This window comes from Halomonas sp. EF61, assembly GCF_040147045.1.
Lineage (GTDB): Bacteria > Pseudomonadota > Gammaproteobacteria > Pseudomonadales > Halomonadaceae > Halomonas > Halomonas litopenaei.
On record NZ_JAMSHM010000003.1, the window covers coordinates 794,412 to 813,245 of the forward strand.

At 63.8% G+C, this 18,834-nt stretch carries 18 protein-coding genes; 11 read left to right on the top strand and 7 right to left on the bottom strand.

Features of this window, described 5'->3' with window-relative positions:
- Positions 1-326 precede the first annotated feature (326 nt).
- A complete protein-coding gene (locus NFI08_RS18330) occupies positions 327-1,592 on the top strand; it encodes a lactonase family protein (RefSeq protein WP_349591193.1) in 1,266 nt (421 codons plus the stop codon).
- 223 nt (positions 1,593-1,815) lie between these two features.
- On the opposite strand, the gene NFI08_RS18335 is transcribed toward NFI08_RS18330, so the two are convergent.
- Together NFI08_RS18335 and NFI08_RS18340 are read right to left on the bottom strand one after the other, a co-directional pair.
- On the bottom strand, positions 1,816-2,895 hold the full coding sequence (locus tag NFI08_RS18335; protein WP_349591194.1) for a DUF2955 domain-containing protein: 1,080 nt from the start codon (positions 2,893-2,895) through the stop codon (positions 1,816-1,818).
- A 37-nt stretch (positions 2,896-2,932) separates the two neighbouring features.
- The gene (locus NFI08_RS18340) at positions 2,933-3,994 is read right to left on the bottom strand and encodes an HlyD family secretion protein (protein WP_349591195.1); all 1,062 of its coding nucleotides are present in this window, start codon (positions 3,992-3,994) and stop codon (positions 2,933-2,935) included.
- Between the two features lie 215 nt (positions 3,995-4,209).
- Between NFI08_RS18340 and NFI08_RS18345 the strand changes: the two genes are divergently transcribed.
- Positions 4,210-5,829 carry an OpgD/OpgG family glucan biosynthesis protein gene (locus tag NFI08_RS18345; protein ID WP_349591196.1) on the top strand — a complete coding sequence of 540 codons (1,620 nt, stop codon included), beginning with the start codon at positions 4,210-4,212 and terminating at the stop codon, positions 5,827-5,829.
- A 93-nt stretch (positions 5,830-5,922) separates the two neighbouring features.
- Here the strand turns inward: NFI08_RS18345 and NFI08_RS18350 are convergent, their stop codons facing one another.
- Both NFI08_RS18350 and relB read right to left on the bottom strand, forming a co-directional pair.
- A complete protein-coding gene (locus NFI08_RS18350) occupies positions 5,923-6,198 on the bottom strand; it encodes a type II toxin-antitoxin system RelE/ParE family toxin (protein ID WP_108447860.1) in 276 nt (91 codons plus the stop codon).
- Positions 6,195-6,392: a type II toxin-antitoxin system RelB family antitoxin gene (relB, locus tag NFI08_RS18355; protein ID WP_108447859.1), complete on the bottom strand. Its 198-nt coding sequence runs from the start codon at positions 6,390-6,392 to the stop codon at positions 6,195-6,197. The genes NFI08_RS18350 and relB overlap by 4 nt, the downstream gene beginning before the upstream one ends.
- Before the next feature lie 328 nt (positions 6,393-6,720).
- Between relB and NFI08_RS18360 the strand changes: the two genes are divergently transcribed.
- The 4 genes from NFI08_RS18360 (at position 6,721) to NFI08_RS18375 (ending at position 9,941) form a co-directional block, all read left to right on the top strand.
- Positions 6,721-7,758, top strand: coding sequence for a TRAP transporter substrate-binding protein (locus NFI08_RS18360; RefSeq protein WP_108133743.1), 1,038 nt, complete (start codon positions 6,721-6,723; stop codon positions 7,756-7,758).
- Positions 7,759-8,259 carry a TRAP transporter small permease gene (locus tag NFI08_RS18365; protein ID WP_240184143.1) on the top strand — a complete coding sequence of 167 codons (501 nt, stop codon included), beginning with the start codon at positions 7,759-7,761 and terminating at the stop codon, positions 8,257-8,259. It abuts the gene before it with no gap.
- Positions 8,259-9,509 (top strand): TRAP transporter large permease, encoded by a 1,251-nt coding sequence (locus NFI08_RS18370; protein ID WP_231498723.1) that lies wholly within the window; start codon positions 8,259-8,261, stop codon positions 9,507-9,509. Before NFI08_RS18365 ends, NFI08_RS18370 begins: the two co-directional genes overlap by 1 nt.
- Positions 9,510-9,671: 162 nt before the next feature.
- On the top strand, positions 9,672-9,941 hold the full coding sequence (locus tag NFI08_RS18375; RefSeq protein ID WP_345840255.1) for a hypothetical protein: 270 nt from the start codon (positions 9,672-9,674) through the stop codon (positions 9,939-9,941).
- Positions 9,942-9,998: 57 nt separating this feature from the next.
- On the opposite strand, the gene NFI08_RS18380 is transcribed toward NFI08_RS18375, so the two are convergent.
- On the bottom strand, positions 9,999-11,039 hold the full coding sequence (locus NFI08_RS18380; RefSeq protein WP_108447857.1) for a LacI family DNA-binding transcriptional regulator: 1,041 nt from the start codon (positions 11,037-11,039) through the stop codon (positions 9,999-10,001).
- 167 nt (positions 11,040-11,206) lie between these two features.
- Between NFI08_RS18380 and NFI08_RS18385 the strand changes: the two genes are divergently transcribed.
- The 4 genes from NFI08_RS18385 to NFI08_RS18400 all read left to right on the top strand — a co-directional run bounded on the left by NFI08_RS18385 (position 11,207) and on the right by NFI08_RS18400 (position 15,146).
- The gene (locus NFI08_RS18385) at positions 11,207-12,181 is read left to right on the top strand and encodes a TRAP transporter substrate-binding protein (RefSeq protein ID WP_045994306.1); all 975 of its coding nucleotides are present in this window, start codon (positions 11,207-11,209) and stop codon (positions 12,179-12,181) included.
- A gap of 139 nt (positions 12,182-12,320) precedes the next feature.
- Entirely contained in the window at positions 12,321-12,833 is a 513-nt protein-coding gene (locus tag NFI08_RS18390) for a TRAP transporter small permease (RefSeq protein WP_045994307.1), read from the top strand.
- Positions 12,834-12,839: 6 nt separating this feature from the next.
- Entirely contained in the window at positions 12,840-14,132 is a 1,293-nt protein-coding gene (locus NFI08_RS18395; RefSeq protein ID WP_108447856.1) for a TRAP transporter large permease, read from the top strand.
- A gap of 63 nt (positions 14,133-14,195) precedes the next feature.
- Positions 14,196-15,146, top strand: coding sequence for an NAD-dependent epimerase/dehydratase family protein (locus tag NFI08_RS18400; protein ID WP_222516865.1), 951 nt, complete (start codon positions 14,196-14,198; stop codon positions 15,144-15,146).
- A 61-nt stretch (positions 15,147-15,207) separates the two neighbouring features.
- Here the strand turns inward: NFI08_RS18400 and NFI08_RS18405 are convergent, their stop codons facing one another.
- A complete protein-coding gene (locus NFI08_RS18405) occupies positions 15,208-15,909 on the bottom strand; it encodes a DUF938 domain-containing protein (protein ID WP_108447855.1) in 702 nt (233 codons plus the stop codon).
- A gap of 167 nt (positions 15,910-16,076) precedes the next feature.
- Here NFI08_RS18405 and hutC point away from each other — a divergent pair, with 167 nt between their 5' ends.
- Positions 16,077-16,784, top strand: a complete 708-nt coding sequence (gene hutC, locus NFI08_RS18410; RefSeq protein WP_108447854.1) for a histidine utilization transcriptional repressor HutC — start codon at positions 16,077-16,079, stop codon at positions 16,782-16,784.
- 85 nt (positions 16,785-16,869) lie between these two features.
- Here hutC and NFI08_RS18415 read toward each other — a convergent pair whose 3' ends face one another.
- Positions 16,870-18,192 (bottom strand): YjiH family protein, encoded by a 1,323-nt coding sequence (locus NFI08_RS18415; RefSeq protein WP_045994312.1) that lies wholly within the window; start codon positions 18,190-18,192, stop codon positions 16,870-16,872.
- Positions 18,193-18,834: the final 642 nt, after the last annotated feature.

The window sequence follows — 18,834 nt, forward strand, 5'->3', positions numbered from 1 at the left end:
ACGATTGTTGCACGCGCGTTTGACGACAGTCACCTGCATCATTGCGGCGCAATCTTGCCTAAGCTTTATCTCAACAACGATTCTTTAAAGCACAGTTTCTGCTAGATGCTCTCACTCCGGCAACTTCAACGATGGCAATTGAATGACGTGCACGCTGATCCCGGCGACGCCGTCGAGGCCATGGCGCGAGCCAGCTGACCTGGGCTGCTTGCCCTGGTAGGCGTAAGGACTCACCGGCGAGCACCTACATAAACCACGACTAGCCTGAATGCCTGGATCTGCCGGCATCGCGGCACAAGAAAAGCAAAAACTGACCAAGGTACGCTATGAAAAATCCAGTCTTGATGGGCCTCGTCCTGCTTTCGGTTTGCCTGCCTGCCATGGCCAGGGACGTGACGGGTGGTGTCTACGTCGCCACCAACAACGCCGACGAGAACTCGCTGATCGCCTGGCGCCAGTTTGACGATGGCACCCTGGAGAAAGTCGGCGAGTACACCACCGGCGGCACGGGCAACGGCATGGATGGCGGCCTCGACCCGCTCGGTTCGGCCTACGGCGTGTGGCGTTCGGCAGACAACCGCAACGTACTGGTGGCCAACGTCGGCGACGGCACCCTGTCGTCACTTCACGTCGAAGACGACCTGACGCTGACGCTCAACAATGTGGTGGATGCCGGCGGCGCCAAACCCAAGGCCATCGACGGCCATGGCGACATCGTCTACGTCGCCAGCACCGATGGTGCCAACGATGAGCCGGGGGTGATCAAGGGCTTTACCATCGATGGCGATGGCAACCTGACCGAGATCCCCGACTCCGTTCGGCCGCTGGATGATTCTCCGGTCAGCATGGAGTTCACCGAGGACGGCAAGTACCTGACGCTTGTCGGCTTTCTTACCGGCATGGTGCATGTCTATGCGGTGGACGACGAAGGCCTCCTGTCGCAGGAGCCGATCTCGAGCCTTGAGTCGCCGCACCTGAGCGAGGAGCGCTTCTTCGCCCTGCCCATCGGCACCAAGCTGGTCACTCGCCCGGACGGTCACAGCACCCTGCTGGTGACCGAAACCCGCTATATCACCCAGGGCTACCAGTTCCACCCGTCATCCGAGGAGTCGAAGGCCAAGTATCCCTTCCTGCAGGAATACGAGGGCCAGACCGGCTCGATGTCGTCCTACGACATAGACGAGAACGGCAAGCTGACCCTGGTGTCGGCGGATGTGATGACTGGCGACGACATCTGGGGTGGCGAGCAGGCCGCCTGCTGGGTCACCACCTCGGAAGACGGCAAGTACGCCTGGACCACCAACTCCCATACCTCGAGCCTGTCGACCTTCAGCGTCGATCCCGAGGACGGCAGCATCGCTCTGCTGGAAGAAGCCGCCTACCGCGCCGAGGATTACAACGAGTATTTCGCCGACATGGACCTGAGCGCCGACGGCAACTACGTCAACATCATCAGCGGCAACACCGGCAAGACCTGGGTGTTCGAGATCCAGCACGATGACGGCAGCCTGAGCGTGGTCGATGCCTATCCCGGCAGCGCCGAAGTCCACTCCTACGGGCTGGTGACCATCCCGCTGCCCCAGGGCGGCTAGGCGACTTTTCGGACAAGGCCCGGGCGTCCACGACCAGAGCCACGAGGCTGGGCCAGAAGGCTATGTCACAAAGCTATGTCACAAAGCTATGTCACAAAGCTATGCCACAAAGCTTCACCAGAGAGCTGACCAAAATCGCCAGATCAAGCGGGTAGGTAAAGTAGCTAAAAGAGGGGGCCGTGCTGACACGGCCCCCTTCTCTATTGCAAGCAGCATAAAAAACTCAGCTCGTGTGAGGTGCTTCCCGGCTCGAGACCGCAGGCCATAGATCCAGCAGCCGATGCAGTACCGCCATCACCGCCAGGGTGGCCAGCAGTGCCACGCACATCGAGCTGAACCGATAGACGGCGTCGACGACCAGATCCTGATCGGGTCTCAGGTACTGGCCAAACAGGATACCCAGGGTCGTCAGCCCGCCGAAGCCGATGCCGGAGCCGGCGTTCTCGATGACGTGCTCCCGTGCGAACAGCAAAAGACCGATGGCGTAGGCCAGCAGCACCAGCAGCAGATGATCGCTCTTGGTGAACAGCACCAGTTGCAGCACCAGTGCCAGGTTGCAGCCCAACAGAGTGCCGATGGCACGACGCCAGGCCGACATCCGGGCGCCATGGTAGCCGAGGGCAAACAGGATCAGGATGGTCGCCATCTGCGCGGACAGGGAGTCGCGCAGATCGAGCAATTGAAACACCAGAAAGGACAGGGTCGCGGTCAGCGCCCCGATCAACGCCTGATGGCGCTTCAGCGCCGCCGTCTTGGCCTGACGTGGTGGCGGCTGTCGCGGCGTGACATCGGGAAACAGCCAGTGCATCAGGGCGGCGATGGCCACCGCCAGAAAACTCGCAACGGTGTTGCTGGCCAGCAGGTCGAACAGGTCGAGGTCGGGGTAGCTGGCGAAATGCAGCATGATGCTCAGGGTCAGCACGCCGTTGGCGCCGAACACGAACAACGGCCCCCTGGCCATCAGCGTGAAGCGTCCCAGGAACATCAGGAACACCAGTCCCGTCATCACCACCGGCAGATGCTGGGTCAACCCCACCACCAGGCTGATCTCGACCACATTGAGGCAGGCGTTACCCAGGAACTGGCGCACCACATGGGCGTTGAACACCGGAATGATCCCCAGCAGAAACATCGGAAAGACGGTGAAGAAGACACCATAGTTCCAGTGCATCAGCTGGCTGATCAGAAAGCCGAGCCAGGCCCCCACCGCGATACGCAGACACTGGCGCAAGCCGTTGTCGCTGAGCTTCGAGGCCTTCGGTTGCTGCTGCCCTGACGACGCCAGTAGCCTCTTGGCAAACAAGGCCCGTGGCTGCTTGGTAGACGACGCCCGTGGCTGCTTAGTAAACATAATGCAGCCAGGACATCAGCCGAATCTGCAGCGCCCCCAGCGGATGGGCCAGCGGGTGCTCCCCGGGAAACAGCTGCACCGTGGCGCGGGAGCCGGTGGGAAGACTCGTCGGTGCGTCCCCGGCCAGCGAAAGGTGCAGGCGAAGGCGCTGGGCATCGCGCAGCCAGCGGTCGGTGGTGGGGATGTCGGCCAGGTTACCGTCGGCGCTGATCTGTCCGTCGTAGACCCCAGCGTCGCGCTTCTCTACCCGGGCGGCAAAGACCTGGCCGGGCATGGCGTCGAACACCACGCGGGCCTCGTCGCCGGCGGCGACCTTGCGCAGGCTCTTCTCGCGGAAATCCGCGATCAGTTCGACCTCATCAGTGATCAGCGCCAGCGCTGGCTGTCCCTGGGTGGCGTAGTCACCCACCTCGAGTTGCAGGTTGCTCAGCGTGCCGGAATGCTGGGCCCGCACCAGGGTGTGGTCGAGATCGAGCTCGGCCTGCTCCAGGGCGTTGCGGGCCTGACGCAAACGCAAGTTGGCCTCCCCTTCGGCACCCAGTTCGGCCTCCAGGCGCGCCACTTCGGCCTCGGCGGACTTGACCTCGGCCTGGGCCTGACGGTCGGTGGCTACCAGGCCATCGAGGCGCTGGCGCGAGATGCTGTTCTGGCTGATCAAGCGCTCACCTCGCCGGCGCTCCTGGCCGCTCTCCTGGGCCCTGGCGCGGGCCGCTTCGAGGGCGGCGCGGGCTGATGCGATGCTGGCGCTCAGGGTCGCATTCTGCTGACGCGCCGCCTCCAGTTCCAGTCGCGCCTGCTCGAGCGCCAGCTCGAAGGGTGCGGGTTCAATACGAAACAGCGGATCACCCGCCTCGACATGGTCGTTATTGCTGACGTGGACCCGCTCGACGGGGCCGCTGACTTCCGGGGCGATACGCACCACCGGGCGCATGACCCGCGCCTCCGGGGTCATCGGCATGTAGGTATCTGCCACCACAAAATAGGCAAACATCAGGACGAACATGCCCAAGGCCAGGCGAACGATCCACCTGAAGCGCTGGTCGGGGGCCATGGTATTCCTCTTGGTTACACGACGGGCTGACTTGACGGGCTCACGTGACGGAGCCGCTCGGTATTTGACGAAGGCGTCCCCCGTCGACCGGCCGCGTAGACTAGCACTTTGTTAGCCTGTTAACAATATTGCAACCCTTCATGCACATTTCCTGAACCTTTGCCGATTCGTGCAGTCGTAGGCATTGACGTGCTCGACCCACAAGGATGATGGAAATGCAGCGACGTGACTTCCTCAAGGCGGCCACCGCCCTCAGCGCCTACGCCCTGCCAATCTCCCCGCTGCTGGCCGCGCTGGACCAGCGGCTCATGACCACCGGAGAAAAGGTCTCCTTCGACTACGCCTGGCTGAAAGGCTTCGCCCGCCATCTGTCGGGGCAACCTCACCAGGATCACGAAGGCGAACTGCCCGACCAGCTCAAGTCCCTTTCCTGGGACGACTACCAGGCCATCGGCTACCGCGCCGACCACGCCCTGTGGAGCAACAGCGACGCGCCCTATACGGCCCAGCTGTTTCACCTGGGTCGTGGCTTCACCACCCCGGTCAGGATCTACCAGGTCAGCCAGGGACAGGCTCAGGAACTGGCCTACGACCCGGCGCTATTCAACTTTTCCAACGGCGATGGGGATAGCGTGGTCGATACCGATACGCTGTCCGAACGCCTCGGCTTCGCCGGCTTCCGCCTGCACCATCATCAGGATCCCAAGCGCGATATCGCCTCCTTCCTGGGCGCCAGCTACTTCCGTGCGGTCAGTCAGAGCATGCAGTACGGCATGTCGGCCAGGGGCCTGGCCATCGACACCGCCGGCAGCGAACCCGAGGAATTCCCTGACTTCACCCGCTTCTGGCTGGAACAGCCCGAGGGTGAAGACAAGGTCATCGTCTACGCCCTGCTCGAGTCGGAGAGCACCACCGGGGCCTACCGCTTCGATATTCGTCGCGACGTCGAAGGCGTGGTCATGGACGTGGCCGCCACCCTCTATCCACGCAAGACGATCGAGCGTCTGGGTATCGCGCCACTGACCAGCATGTACCTGGTCGGCGAGAACGATCGTGACGTCAACTATGACTGGCGCCCGGAGATCCATGACTCGGATGGGCTGTCGATCCACACCGAAAGCGGCGAATGGCTGTGGCGCCCGCTGGTGAACCCGCCCCAGCTTCGCTACAACGCCTATTCCGCCACCAATGTTCAGGGCTTCGGCCTGGCCCAGCGCGACCACGACTTCGACCACTACCAGGACGATGGCGTCTACTACGATCGCCGACCCAGCGTGTGGGTCGAACCTACCGAGGGCTGGGGCGAAGGCAGCGTGGATCTGGTGGAGCTGCCTGCCAAGGACGAGACCTTCGACAATATCGTGGCCTACTGGCAACCCAAGGCCCCGGTGGAGGCCGGCCAGGAGCTGCGCTACGCCTATCGTCTGAGCTGGTACGACCTGCCGCCACAGCAACCCAGCCTGTCGCGCTGCGTGGCGACCCGTACCGGACTGGGTGGCGTCGTCGGCCAACGTCGCGAGTACTTCAGCTGGCGCTTCGCGGTGGACTTCCGCGGCGGCCCCTTCCCCTTCGATGACGCAAGCGAGGTCGAGGTAGAGCCGGTCATCGAGACCAGCGCCGGGCGCATCGAGATCACCTCGGCCCGACCGCTGGACGCCATCCAGGGCTACCGGGCCATGTTCGATGTGGTGCCACCGGACGAGGGCACCGAGCCGATCAATCTGCGCCTGTATCTGCGCGATAGCGAAGGCAAGCCGCTGTCGGAGACCTGGATCTACCAGTGGACGCCGCCCCCCGGCGATGAGCGCGAGCTACATAACCCCGATCACCTGTAGTCGCCCCACCCACCGATGATGCGGGGCGTCGCAAGGGCGCCCCGCATCCCTAGACACGAGCTGGCCACGCCTTGTTACCGGGCGGTGAAAAGGTCAGGGATAATTCTGGCGAGCGTGAACCACTGCGGTAACTTCGATGCGATCCGTTACCTGATAGATCACGATAAAGTTGGGGTGGACCACTATCTCCCGTGTGCCGGGAACCCGCCCTGCTTGATGGAGGAAAGGGTGCTCGGCAACCGAGGTAACAGCAGATTCGAGTCTACTGCGAAGTCGCAGAGCCGCCTGGGGATCACGTTCTGCAATGTAGCTGATCACTTCCAGCAAATCGGCAACAGCGCCGTCGTGCCAATGGATTGGCAGACTCACGCCTCTTCGCCACCGCGTCGCTTACTCGCATCGTTGATGATGGTGTCGACCTTGGCCATGACCTGATCATGAGACATTCCCTGGCCTGGATGATCGATGCTGCGCTGAACCTTTTCACGCAACCAGCGATCATGGCTCTCCGCCTGCTCCTGCGTCTCGAACTCGGAAATTATCGGATCCAGCTTGGTGGTCATGAGGTTTCTCCTTCAGACTCCCTAGTCTAGCGGACGTCCTGGCGTTTGACACTGGTCCTCGGCAAGGCCATGGCATCAAAGAGATCACTGCTAGCGACAACCCCGGCGTCCGTTTCGGCATTAGTCTGCCACGCTCCATTTTTTCCTTCCTGTCTCCCCCCCCCCCTCAACCCAGCCGAATTGACCGCGTGGCGCCGCTTCCGGCATGATCGTGGCTGCTAGATCACTCCAACCTCTCAACAAAAACAAGGCGCTAGGCGGCTACCATCGTAAAGTGACGGCCCGCCGAGAAGACGCCATTTTCGCTGAACACCACCAAGGAACCCCCATGACACGCCACATCGCGCCCCGCCCCCTTGCCCTGACCACCCTGGCCGCCGGCATAGCTCTGTCCACTGCGCTTGCCACGTCCGCCGCCCAGGCCAACGACTTCGCCGACATGGACCCGGTCAAGCTGCGCCTGGCCCACGTGGTCAACGAGCAGGACGGCTTCCATATCGCCGCTACCAAGTTCGAGGAACTGGTCGAAGCCCGCACCGAAGGCAAGGTCGACGTAGAGATCTTCCCCAACGCCACCCTGGGTGATGAGCGCACCCTGCTCGAGGGCATGCAGATCGGCACCGTCGACATGGGCGTGATCACCAACGGCCCGGTGGCCAACTTCGTCGAGCCCATGGCGGTGTTCGAACTGCCGTTCCTGTTCGCCTCGCCCGAGGAGGCCTACTCGGTACTCGACGGCCCCATCGGCCAGGAACTGCTCGACAGGCTCGCCGACGTCAACCTCAAGGGCCTGGCCTACGCCGAGCGCGGTTTCCGCAACCTGACCAACTCCGAGCGCCCGGTGGCAAGCCCCGAGGACATCGACGGCCTGCGCATCCGCGTCATGGAAAACCCGGTCTACGTCGACACCTTCCGCGAGCTCGGCGCCAACGCCGTGCCGATGGCCTGGACCGAGGCGCTGACCGCCATGCAGCAGGGCACCATCGACGGCCAGGAAAACCCGATCAACGTGATCCACTCGTTCAAGCTCAACGAGACCCAGGACTACATGACGCTGTCGCGTCACACCTATGCCCCGGCGATCTTCGTCATGGGCATGCCGTCCTGGCAGAAGCTGCCCGAGGCCGCCCAGGAAGTCGTCGAGGCCGCCGCCCAGGAAGCCGCCGAGTACGAGCGCGAGCAGAACGCCGCCATGGCCGAACAGCAGCTTGCCGAACTCAAGGAAGCCGGCATGCAGATCGAGGAGTCTCCCGACATCGCCGCCTTCCAGGACGCCGTCGCTCCGGTCTACGAGACCTACGGCGAGCAGTTCGGCGACTACCTGCCGCGCATCCAGGAAGCGCTGAAGGCCGGGGAGTCCAAGTAAGTGCTGTCCCTGCTCGAACGCCTTGAGCGGGGACTCGACGCCGTGACACGCCCGGTGGTGTTCGCCGCCATGGCGGCGTTGATCGGCGTCATCTCCCTGCAGATCATCTCCCGGGTGGCCTTCACCGCGGTGGGCTGGACCGAAGAGGTCGCACGCTTTCTGCTGGTCTGGATCACCTTCCTGGCCGCTACCCTGGCCTACCGCGCCGGTCGTCATATCGCCGTGACCTTCGTGGTCGACGCCCTGCCCGGCCTTGGTGGACGAATCGCCAGGATCATCGCCCACCTGGTGGTGCTGGCCTTTCTGCTGGCGCTGATCGTCATTGGCTGGAACTACATGCAGTTGCAGAGTTTCCAGAAGTCGGCGTCACTACGCCTGTCGATGACCTGGGTCTACGCGGTGATGCCGCTGGCGGGCGCCTTGATGGCCTTCACCACCCTGGTGGCGATCGTGCGAGAGCTCACCGGCCAGACGCCGGCGAGCCCGCAGGAGGTGGCGTGATGCTGTTGCTGTTCATCTCCTTCGTGGTGCTGATGCTGATCGGCGTGCCCATCGCCTTTACCATCGGCGCCAGCACCCTGGCGACGCTGGTGGTCCAGGGCACACCGCTCGCGGTGGTGCCCCAGCAGATGTTCCAGGGCATCAACACCTTCGCCCTGGTCGCGGTGCCGATGTTTATCCTCACCGGAGACCTCATGGCCCAGGGCGCGGTCAGCCGCAAGCTGGTCGACTTCGCCGACAGCCTGTTCGGCTTTCTCAAGGGCGGGCTTTCGCTGGTGTCGGTACTGGCCGGGATGTTCTTTGCCGCCATCTCCGGCTCCGGTGCGGCCACCACCGCTGCGGTGGGCTCGAGCCTGGTGCCGGAACTCAAGCGCAAGGGCTATGACCCGGCCTCCGCCGCTAGCCTGATCGCCGCCAGCGGCACCATCGGCGTGGTGATCCCACCCTCGGTGCCGATGATCATCTACGCGGTCATCGCCCAGGAGTCGGTGTCGGACCTGTTTCTGGCGGGCTTTCTGCCGGGGCTGGCCATGGGTCTTGGCCTCGGTGCCATCGCCCTGGTCCAGGCCCACCGTCGCCAGTACCCCCACGGCAGCCCGCTGTCGCTGGCGACCATCTGGCGGACCCTGCGTGCAGCAAGCTGGGGGCTGATGACGCCGGTCATCATCCTCGGCGGGATCTTCTCGGGGGTGTTCACCCCCAGCGAGGCGGCGGTGGTGGCGGTGGTCTACGCCCTGCTGGTATCGCTGTTCGTCTATCGCGACCTGACCTATCGGGACGTCTACGCCGTGATGATCCGCTCGGCGATCACCACCTCGGTGATCATGCTGGTGATCGCCACCTCGGCGGTGCTGAGCTGGACATTGTCCAGCGCCCAGGTGCCGGCCCAGATCGCCCAGTCGGTGCTGTCGCTGTCCACCGATCCCTACGTCATCCTGCTGCTGGTGGTGGCGGTGATCCTGCTGACCGGGGTGTTCATCGAGACCGCCAGCGCCCTGATCATCCTGACCCCGGTATTGCTGCCGCTGGTGACCCAGCTCGGCATCGACCCGGTGCACTTTGGCCTGATCATCGTGGTGGGGCTGGCGATCGGCATGATCACACCCCCGGTGGCGATCAACCTGTACGTGGCCTCTTCGGTGACCCAGCTGCCGCTCGAGCGTATCACCCGTGCCATCCTGCCCTACCTGCTGGGGCTGATCGGCGTGCTTTTGCTGGTGGTCTACGTGCCCCTGTGGCTATCGTCCTGACGCCGGAGGCTAAAGAGCCTATTTAGCGCCAACCAGCGAGCCGCGGATGCTGTCATCAGCATCCGCGGTTTTTTCTTTGCTGCCACAGCGCCATACTGGCGATGGACCGCTTCATCGGCGACTCCTTCGCAGCTTCACCGTACCCTGACATCCGGAGCCCTCATGTCCCTTCGCCTGCCTGTCGTTGCCCGTCCCGGCCTTCGCGCCTTCCTGCACCAAGCAAGGATCGGCCTGCCCAGCCGCGCAATGATCACCGCCATGATCGCCGCCCTGCTGCTGGCAAGCCTTACCGGCTGCACCACCTACACCTACGATGACGGACACAAGGAGACGGTCTGGGGCGTTCCCCCGGTGGATGAGCACAAGACCGAACAGGAGCGCCAGAACGAAGGCGTCAAGTATCGTGAACCGGGCGTTATCCCTGAAGAATGATCGCCCGACGAGCCTTCATTCAGGGACGGTAGAGGCGGCGCCCGATTCCGCTGACGCTCAGGTGCTGCCGCCCTTCACCAGGGTGAATCCCAGATCGCGGATTGGCCGTTCCGGGGTCTTGCCGGACAGACGCTCGAGCAGCAGTTCCGCCGCCTGGGTGCCCATCTCGCTGCGGGCCACCGCCAGGGTGGTCAGCTTCGGCGTCAGGTGCTCCGCCAGCGGCAACCCCAGATAGCCACCCACCGCCAGCTCCTCGGGAATCCTGATGCCCTGGCGGCTTGCCGCCAGCAGCACGCCGCTGGCGACGATATCGTTGGAGCAGTGGATGGCGTCCGGTCGCGGTGTCATCGCCATCACATCCTCCAGCGCTCGTACGCCGACCTCGTAGGACGCCGGCTCGTGGTACTCCAGCACCCCGCCACAGGCCGCGCCCGCCTCCTCCAGCGCCCGCTGGTGTCCCTCCAGGCGTTGTGCCGCCCGGTAGTCATGGCCCAGGTGAGAGCCGACGAAGGCGATACGCCGATAGCCCTGCTCAAGCAGATGGGATGCCATAGCGTGACCCAAGGCGACGCCGTCCACCCCCACGTTCATGTCGATGGGGTCGTCGCCCACCTCCATGATTTCTACCACCGGGCGTCCCCAGTCCCTGAGTCGCGAGATCACCCGGGGCCGGTGGCGTAGACCGGTCAGGATCACCCCGGACGGCGAATAGCCGAGCACCGTATCGACCAGACTGGCCTCGCGGTCCAGATCCCAGTCGGTGGTGGCCAGCAGCATCTGATAGCCCGCCGCCTCCAGTCGCTTCTGGATGGCGTCGATGACCTCGATAAAGGTCAGGATGGCCAGCGACGGCACGATCACCGGGATCACCCGGGTGCCCGCTGCGGCAAGCCCCCCGGCGATCAGGTTGGGTACATAGCCAAGCGCCTCCACCGCCGCGTCGACACGCTGCTTGACCTCGGCGGAGACTCGCCCCGGCGTATTCAGCGCCCGCGATACGGTGATCGGCGCGACCCCGGCCTGGCGGGCCACGTCGGCCAGGGTCACTCGGCCCTTGCCCCGGTGGCGCTTGCGTGAGCGAATTTCCTGGCTGTCCATTGGCGTCCTTCCTCGAAGATTCCTTTGGCCACAGTGTAACCCAAGACCAAAGTATGGGTAGCGCTACCATCTTAATGGTAGCGCTACCCATGCAATGTCGACTACCTTTCGACTACGCCTCGACGCAACAGCGTCGTCGGACGATACGCCCCGAGGAGACAACGACAATGAACGCACGCAGCCTCACCCCCCTTGCCCTGGTCACCGCCATCTCGCTCGGCGCCGCCGGCACCGCCGCCGCCGAAGACCTGGCCATCGCCATCCACACCGACCCGTCCCACGCCATGTTCAAGATCGGCGAGCGCCTCAAGGACACCATCGAGAGCGAGTCCGATGGCGAGCTGACGGTGACCCTTCTCGGCACCGAGGTCGGTGGCGAGCGCGACCACCTGGAAGGCGCCAGCTACGGCGAGTACGCCATCGCCCTCGGTGGCTCCATGCCGATGACCCTGTATGCCCCCGAGTTTGCCGCCGCCGACCTGCCCTTCGTCTACGACTCCAGTGACCAGGCCCGCAAGATCTACGAAGGCGAGATCGGCGAGGCGCTGAATCAGAGCCTGATCGCCAAGGGCAACATGCGCCTGGTGGGCCTGTCGGCACGCAACCCCCGCAACCTGACCTCAAAGACCCCGGTCAAGACCCCGGAGGACGTCAGCGAGGTGCGCATGCGCGTGCCGGAGATCGCGCCCTGGGTCGCGGTATGGGGCGAGATCGGCGCACTGCCGAGCCCGATTGCCTGGCCGGAGGTCTACACCTCGCTGCAGACCGGCGTCATCGACATGCAGGAAAACCCGGTGGACAACATCTACGCCGGCAAGCTGTTCGAGGTGCAGGACTATGTCAGCCGCACCGAACACGTCTACTCGTTCTTCCACTGGCTGATGAACGAAGACGTCTATCAGGAACTGTCCGACGAACACCGTGACATCGTCCTGTCCGCCATCGACGACGCCACGACCTGGGGCGATCAACTGGTCAGCGATGGTCAGGCGGAGCTGTTTGAAAAACTCAAGGAAGAAGGCATGGAGGTGGTCGAGCCCGATGTCGCCGCCTTCCGTCAGGCCGCGCGCCCCGCCGTGGAAGAGATCGCCCAGGACTACGACCCGGCCGTTCGTGACTATGTGCTGTCACTGATCCAGTAAGTCCGAGGCGGCGCGAGCCTTTGAGGCCTTGGCGCCTCGAGGGTTGGCACAGCATCTGACCGTCCCACGGGGCCTCGCCGACCGAGGCCCCTTCCCTTGAGTCAAGTCCCCGCCACCCGGCGGGGCAACGGAGTGTCCGATGACCTCATCTCCTACCCTGTCCCGGGCACTGGGTGCTTTCTGGTGGTTGTTGACCACCGTGGTAGTCGGTGCCTTCGGCCTGATGCTGCTGGTCATGGCCATTCAGGTAATCGCACGCTATGCCCTCGGCGTCGCGGTGCCCTGGACCGACGAGGTTTCCCGCTATCTGTTCCTGGCGGAGATCTTTCTCGGTTCGGTGCTGGCACTGCGCTACCAGGAACACATCCGCATCACCGTCGTCACCGACCTGCTGCCAGCGGGTGCCCAGCGCTGGGCGGCGGTCGCCGCCGACGCCATCAGCATCCTGGTGCTTCTGATGATCATGGGGGGCGCCTTCAACATGATGGAGCGCACCGCCGGCATCTTCGCCAGCACCTTCGACATGAGCTTTTCCTACCTGTACCTGATGCAGCTGGTCGCTGCCGGCCTGATGGCACTGCTGCTGGTGGAGGACCTCGTCGTTCGTCTGCGCGGCAAGCCTTCCACCTTGCCTGACGAACCCAAGGAGTAAGACACCATGGAAATCTTTGCCATCATGTTCGTCGGCCTGATCGTGCTGCTGATGCTGGGGGTGCCAGTCGCCTTTGCGATGATCGCCTCATCGGCGGCGGTGCTGGCCTATACCCGTGGCTTCGCCGAGATCCCGCTGGAGATGATCGCCCAGCGCACCCTGTACGGCGTCAACAGCTTCACCCTGCTGGCGATTCCCGCCTTTCTGCTGATCGGCCGGCTGATGAACTCGGCAGGCATCTCTGATCGGGTGTTCGACGTGGCGCGCTGCGCCGTGGGTCACCTCAAGGGCGGGCTCGGCCACGTCAACGTGCTGGCGAGCATGCTGTTTGCCGGCATGTCGGGCTCAGCGGTGGCCGATGCTGGCGGGCTTGGCGCGGTGGAGATAAAGGCCATGGAAGACGATGGCTTTCCCACCGACTTCAGCGCCGCGGTCACCGCCAGTTCCGCTACCATCGGGCCGATCATCCCGCCCAGCATTCCGGCGGTCATCTATGGCGCCCTGGCCAACGCCTCCATCGCCGCGATCTTTCTCGGCTCCATCCTGCCGGGCCTGTTCATGGGTGCCGGCCTGATGGTGATGGTGGCGGTGATCTCCCATCGTCGTGGCTACCCGACCCGGGCCCGCGCCACCATGGCCGAATTCACCCGTGCACTGTCGCGGGGTCTGCTGCCCATGCTGACGCCAGTGATCATCCTGGTCGGCATCCTGTCGGGGCTTTTCACCCCCACCGAGGCCTCGGTGGTGGCGCTGCTCTACTGCATGATCATCTCGTTCTGCGTCTATCGCTCGATCACCCTGCGCGAGTTCGTCCAGATCCTGCGTGACACCGCCATCGACACCTCGGTGCTGCTGCTGATCATCGCCGGCAGCGCGCTCTATAGCTGGATCCTGGCGCGTTATCAGGTCACCGCCCTGGTCGCCGACTTCCTGCTCGCTACCGTCAGCGATCCGATGCTGCTGCTTCTGCTGCTGAGCCTGTTTATCCTGCTGATCGGGCTATTCATCGACTCGGTGCCGGCGCTGTTTCTGCTGACGCCGCTGCTGGTGCCGGTGGTGGTGCAGTACGGCATCGATCCGGTGCACTTCGGCGTGCTGATGATCTTCAACCTGATGATCGGGCTGATCACGCCACCGGTGGGCACGGTGCTGTTCGCCATCCAGAAGATCACCAACCTGCCCTTCAACACCCTGGTGCGGGCCACCCTGCCGTTCTACATCCCGCTGGTGGCGGTGCTGATCGTGATCACGCTGTTTCCGTCCATCGTGATGTTCCTCCCCAACCTCTTGCTCAAATGACGCCGCGACCGGGCAAGGCTCCAGGTCCTTGCCCGGCGGGCTTATCTCAATAGGAGTCATGCCATGGCTGTACTGATCACCGGTGGCCTCGGCCACGTCGGTTCCTGGGTCGCCACCCTGCTCGCCCGCCAGGGCAAGAAGGTCATCATCTGCGATATGGCCGCCCCCCACGTCGACCGCATGGGCCTCGACTATCTCGAGGAAGTGCGCGACAACGTCCACTTCGAAGCGGTGGATGTGCTCGACACCCACACCCTGTTCGAGACCTTTCTGCGCTATCGCGACGAGCTGGAAGGGGTCATACACGGCGTCTCGGTGATCGCCGGGCCAAGCTTCCAGACCCGCCCGTTCAAGCACCTGTCGATCAACGCCATGGGCACCCTGAACGTCTACGAGACCTGCCGGCTGCTGGGCATCGACAAGGTGGTCAACATGAGCTCCGGCGCGGTCTACGGCGACGCCGCCGGCCCCCAGGTCGAGACCATGCCCTACAAGGCCACCGACCTTTACGGCGCCACCAAGATTTCCGGCGAGCTCTACGGCGACCAGTACACGGCGACCTACGGCATGGATATCCGTCAGGCCCGACTGTTCTTCGTGTATGGCCCCGGCAAGCGCCCGTCCCACATGCACGCGGTCTACCAGGCGATGTTCGGGCCACTCGAAGGGCTACGCGATGTGCACCCTGACAACGGACGCGACCAGACCACCGACTGGACCCACGTCGAGGACACCGCGAGGGGCATCCTGGCGCTGTTCGATGCCGACAGCGTGCCTCACCGCCACTACAACATTTCCTGCGGGGTGCCGATCGCCCACCAGGACATCGTCGACAGCGTCACCGACCTGCTCGGCCACGACAGCGGCATGCGCCTGGGGCCGGGCCCCTTCGTGGTGCGGGGCAGCCCCCTGGACATCACCCGCGCGCGCACGGATCTGGGCTTCGAGCCACGATTCACCGATATCCGCGAGGGACTCGAGGACTACCATCGCTGGCTCAAGAAGAACGCCTGAAACGACACGGCCGGCCTGTCAAAGGCCGGCCGCTCGCAGACGGGTCGATCCGCTTCCGCCATCACTGCCGACGGAACACCAGCGCCAGATTGTTGGCCGGCAGCTCGTGGATGGCCTCCCGGCTCAGGCCGTGCTCGGCGGCGACCTCGGTAACCTGCTCCAGGTCCCGCACGCCCCAGCGCGGGTCACGGCGCCTCAAGTCGGCGTCGAAGGCCGCATTGGACGGCGCGGTATGCTCACCACCACGTCGGTAGGGGCCGTACAGCAACAGCACGCCACCCGGCTTGAGGTGGGCCTGGGCCTTTGCCATCAGCGCAGGCGTCACTTCCCACGGCGAGATATGGATCAGATTGATCGCCACCAGGGCGTCAAAGGTGTCATCCGGCCAGGGCTCCAGCACGTCGCGGCGCACCGGCGCCAGCAGATTGCCGCCGCCTTGCGGCGCTTGCTCCGGCTCTCGCCCCGATGGCCCTGCCCGTTGCGCTTCGCTTTCGCCTTGCCTGTCAACCTCCGCTTCCCCTTGCCCATCTTCTGCTGCTGCAAGCGCGCGCCAGGCAGCGATGGACGCCAGCGCCGCCTCGGAAACGTCGCTCGGCTGCCATCGCCAGCCCGGCTGGCACTGCGTCATATAGAGTCCGTGCTCACCACTGCCGCTGGCGAGCTCCAGCACGCGGGCATGGCGTCCCAGGCACTGGCGCAGCACCGCGTGGATGGGCTCGCGATTGCGAAGCGCCGCTGGACTGGAGAGTCTCGCGTCGGACATGGGAAAACCTCACGGTAAACAAGGGGAGTAACAAGAGCGGCAATGGCCAAACGGATATAACGGAAGCATGGTAACGTCTGGCATCAACGGCTTGCGCAACGATGCCAAGCGATGATCGTCCCGGTACACTAGCAAAAGATACCCTTCATCTTCACCAAGGACGGCCCATGGCTCGACCCGCGCCTCGCTACCTCGAGATTCAACAGCACATCCTGGCCAAGATCCAGCGGGGGGAATGGCCCACCGACCATCGCATCCCGGGTGAGGAGCAGCTCGCGCTCGACTTCAACGTCAGTCGCATGACCGCCAACAAGGCCATCCGCGAACTGGTTCAGCGTGGCTATCTTACCCGCCAGCCGGGCGCAGGAACCTTCGTCACCGAACGCAAGGCGGAATCCTCGCTGATGGAGGTCCACAATATCGCCGAGGAAGTCCGTGGCCGCGGCCATCACTATCGGGCCAGGGTGCAGCGTGCCGAAGCGATCGACGCCAGTGAGGACATCGCGTTGCAACTGGGGGTCAAGCGAGGCAGCAAGGTCTTCCATACCCGCATCGTTCACCACGAAAACGACGAGCCCATCCAGCTCGAGATGCGCTACGTCAATCCCCGCCACGTGCCCGACTATCTGGACGCCGACTTCACGCTCACCACGCCCCATCAGGTGCTGATCCAAACCTGGCCGATCACCGATATCGAACACGTGGTCGAGGCCGTTTCGGCAGACACAGTACAGGCCGAGGAGCTGGCCATCTCCACCTCCCTCCCTTGCCTGCAGTTGCGGCGGCGCACCTGGTCAAATGACCTGCTCATCAGCTACGCCGTGTTGATCCACCCGGGAGATCGCTACAAGCTGCGCTCGGCGTGGAAGGACTGAGCGACGGACACAGCCTCCACCAATGCACGAGGGCCGGACAGTGATTGTCCGGCCCTCGTGCTTACGGCTACAGCGATCGACAAGGTTACTGCAGCAGCATGGCCGCCGGGATCGCCATTACCAGGGTGAGTGCCACCCGCACCGCCCATACCACCAGCATCTGCCATATCGTGATGGGAATCCGGGTAGCCAGCACGCAGGGAATGGACGCCGAGAAGAACAGGATGGACGACACCGACACCACGCCGGCGGCAAAGCGCGCCACGAAGTCGATTCCCGCGTCGCCACCGAGCAGCAGCGCCGGCAGGAACATCTCGGCCAGGCCCGCCGCGCTGGCCTGGGCCAGTTCCTGGGCATTGTCGATGCCGAAGATCGCCACCACCGGATAGAACAGCCAGCCCAGCCACTCGAACACCGGCGTGTACTTGGCCACCAGCAGTCCCAGCAGCCCCACCGACATGATCGACGGCAGGATGCTGATCGCCATCACCAGCCCTTCGGTCAGATTCTTGCGTACGCTGGATCCCAGCCGCGGCGCCTGCTCGGCCACCTTGATACCGGTGCGCCACGCCAGCGCCAGGCGATCCCCCTTCCGCGCTTCAGGTTCGCCGTCGGTCGCGGTGTTGTCCATGCCTGACAGCGGCCACAACCGCGCGGTCACCGCCGAGACAACGAAAGTGATCACCAGGGTGATCCAGAAGTAGGCGTTCCAGTAGTCCATCAGCCCCAGGGTCTTGGCGACGATGATCATGAAGGGCGCGGAGACGGTAGAGAAACCGGTGGCAATGATGGCCGCTTCTCGGGCCGAGTACTGGCCACCGGCGTAGGCACGGCTGGTGATCAACAGTCCGATCGAGTAGCTGCCGACAAAGGAGGCCACCGCGTCGATGGCGCTTCGACCCGGGGTACGCCACAGCGGGCGCATGACGGGCTGAACCAGGATGCCGATCAGCTCGAGTAGCCCATAGCTCAACAGCAGCGCCAGGAAGATGGCACCGATCGGCACGATCAGCCCCACCGGAATCACCAGCTTGTCGTAGAGAAAGGGCAGCATGTCCGGCTGATGCAGCAGTGCCGGACCGGCGGTGGTCATGGTCAACAGCGCCGCCACCACCCCCAGAAGCTTGAGCACGGTGAAGATCTTGTCGGTGAGACTGCGTCGCCAATCCCCCTTGATCAACGGATAGGCCGCGCCGGCGATGATCAGCGCCAGGGCGTAGAACCTCGCCCAGTCACCGAGCCCGGCCCGGGCCGCGGTCACCAGATGATCCAGCGGAATCGTGGTTCGACCTTCCCAGGCAACCGGAACAAAGAAGATGAAGATGCCGATGGCGCTGGGCACCAACAGCTTGAACAACAGCAGGCCGAGGGGTGTCTGGCCTACCGAGGAACCAGGAGTCGTCGCCATGAAGGGAACCTCGTCGAAGTGTGAACCAACTCGTAAGTGTCATCTTGTTTGTATATACATTTCAACCGCTATAGTGGCAAAGCACTCCCCCACAGCGCCTTTAGACGATGGTCTAATACGCCACAAACTTCTCCTCAGATTCGTTCGTTAAACGGCGTTGTCACGCTCCGCTACACCTCTTTCCTGCAGCGTCGCAGATAGGCCGCCGGTCAGGGCGTCAGACGAACCGGCAAGGACTCCAGAATCACACTTTCCTGTATATACATGATGCTGTCGAACGATCCCGTTGGGCACCCGACGCCTCCCGCGCGTGCTCGAAACGCTCTCGGGTCCCTCGGCGACTCGGGGTTCAGAAAAGCCGGTAACGATCCCGCGGCCAAGACGGGGTGCACTCGGCCTAGCCGACCTGCGCTCCCCCGGGGCGATGCTTCAGAGAGGACAGGCCTGGTGCATCCGCGACCCTGTATATACTTTTATCGAAGCAATCCGTCGAGATTTCACGCCTATCCGCGCACTACGACCATGGTCTATTGATGCGCCATGACCTGAAAGCGAGCCCATAAAACGCCTGCAAGCCGCTGTTTCAACAACCATCCATCAGGCCCGACCCAAGGGTCGGGCGATGCATCACTGGCGACTCGG

Excerpts from the sequence above, each read along its gene's own strand:
- NFI08_RS18380 (WP_108447857.1), bottom strand. The coding sequence starts at position 11,039 with ATGGACAGCCAGGAAATTCGCTCACGCAAGCGCCACCGGGGCAAGGGC.
- hutC (WP_108447854.1), top strand. The coding sequence starts at position 16,077 with ATGGCTCGACCCGCGCCTCGCTACCTCGAGATTCAACAGCACATCCTG.
- NFI08_RS18345 (WP_349591196.1), top strand. The coding sequence starts at position 4,210 with ATGCAGCGACGTGACTTCCTCAAGGCGGCCACCGCCCTCAGCGCCTAC.
- NFI08_RS18375 (WP_345840255.1), top strand. The coding sequence starts at position 9,672 with ATGTCCCTTCGCCTGCCTGTCGTTGCCCGTCCCGGCCTTCGCGCCTTC.
- relB (WP_108447859.1), bottom strand. The coding sequence starts at position 6,392 with ATGACCACCAAGCTGGATCCGATAATTTCCGAGTTCGAGACGCAGGAG.
- NFI08_RS18370 (WP_231498723.1), top strand. The coding sequence starts at position 8,259 with ATGCTGTTGCTGTTCATCTCCTTCGTGGTGCTGATGCTGATCGGCGTG.
- NFI08_RS18390 (WP_045994307.1), top strand. The coding sequence starts at position 12,321 with ATGACCTCATCTCCTACCCTGTCCCGGGCACTGGGTGCTTTCTGGTGG.
- NFI08_RS18385 (WP_045994306.1), top strand. The coding sequence starts at position 11,207 with ATGAACGCACGCAGCCTCACCCCCCTTGCCCTGGTCACCGCCATCTCG.
- NFI08_RS18340 (WP_349591195.1), bottom strand. The coding sequence starts at position 3,994 with ATGGCCCCCGACCAGCGCTTCAGGTGGATCGTTCGCCTGGCCTTGGGC.
- NFI08_RS18360 (WP_108133743.1), top strand. The coding sequence starts at position 6,721 with ATGACACGCCACATCGCGCCCCGCCCCCTTGCCCTGACCACCCTGGCC.
- NFI08_RS18395 (WP_108447856.1), top strand. The coding sequence starts at position 12,840 with ATGGAAATCTTTGCCATCATGTTCGTCGGCCTGATCGTGCTGCTGATG.
- NFI08_RS18400 (WP_222516865.1), top strand. The coding sequence starts at position 14,196 with ATGGCTGTACTGATCACCGGTGGCCTCGGCCACGTCGGTTCCTGGGTC.
- NFI08_RS18415 (WP_045994312.1), bottom strand. The coding sequence starts at position 18,192 with ATGGCGACGACTCCTGGTTCCTCGGTAGGCCAGACACCCCTCGGCCTG.
- NFI08_RS18330 (WP_349591193.1), top strand. The coding sequence starts at position 327 with ATGAAAAATCCAGTCTTGATGGGCCTCGTCCTGCTTTCGGTTTGCCTG.
- NFI08_RS18405 (WP_108447855.1), bottom strand. The coding sequence starts at position 15,909 with ATGTCCGACGCGAGACTCTCCAGTCCAGCGGCGCTTCGCAATCGCGAG.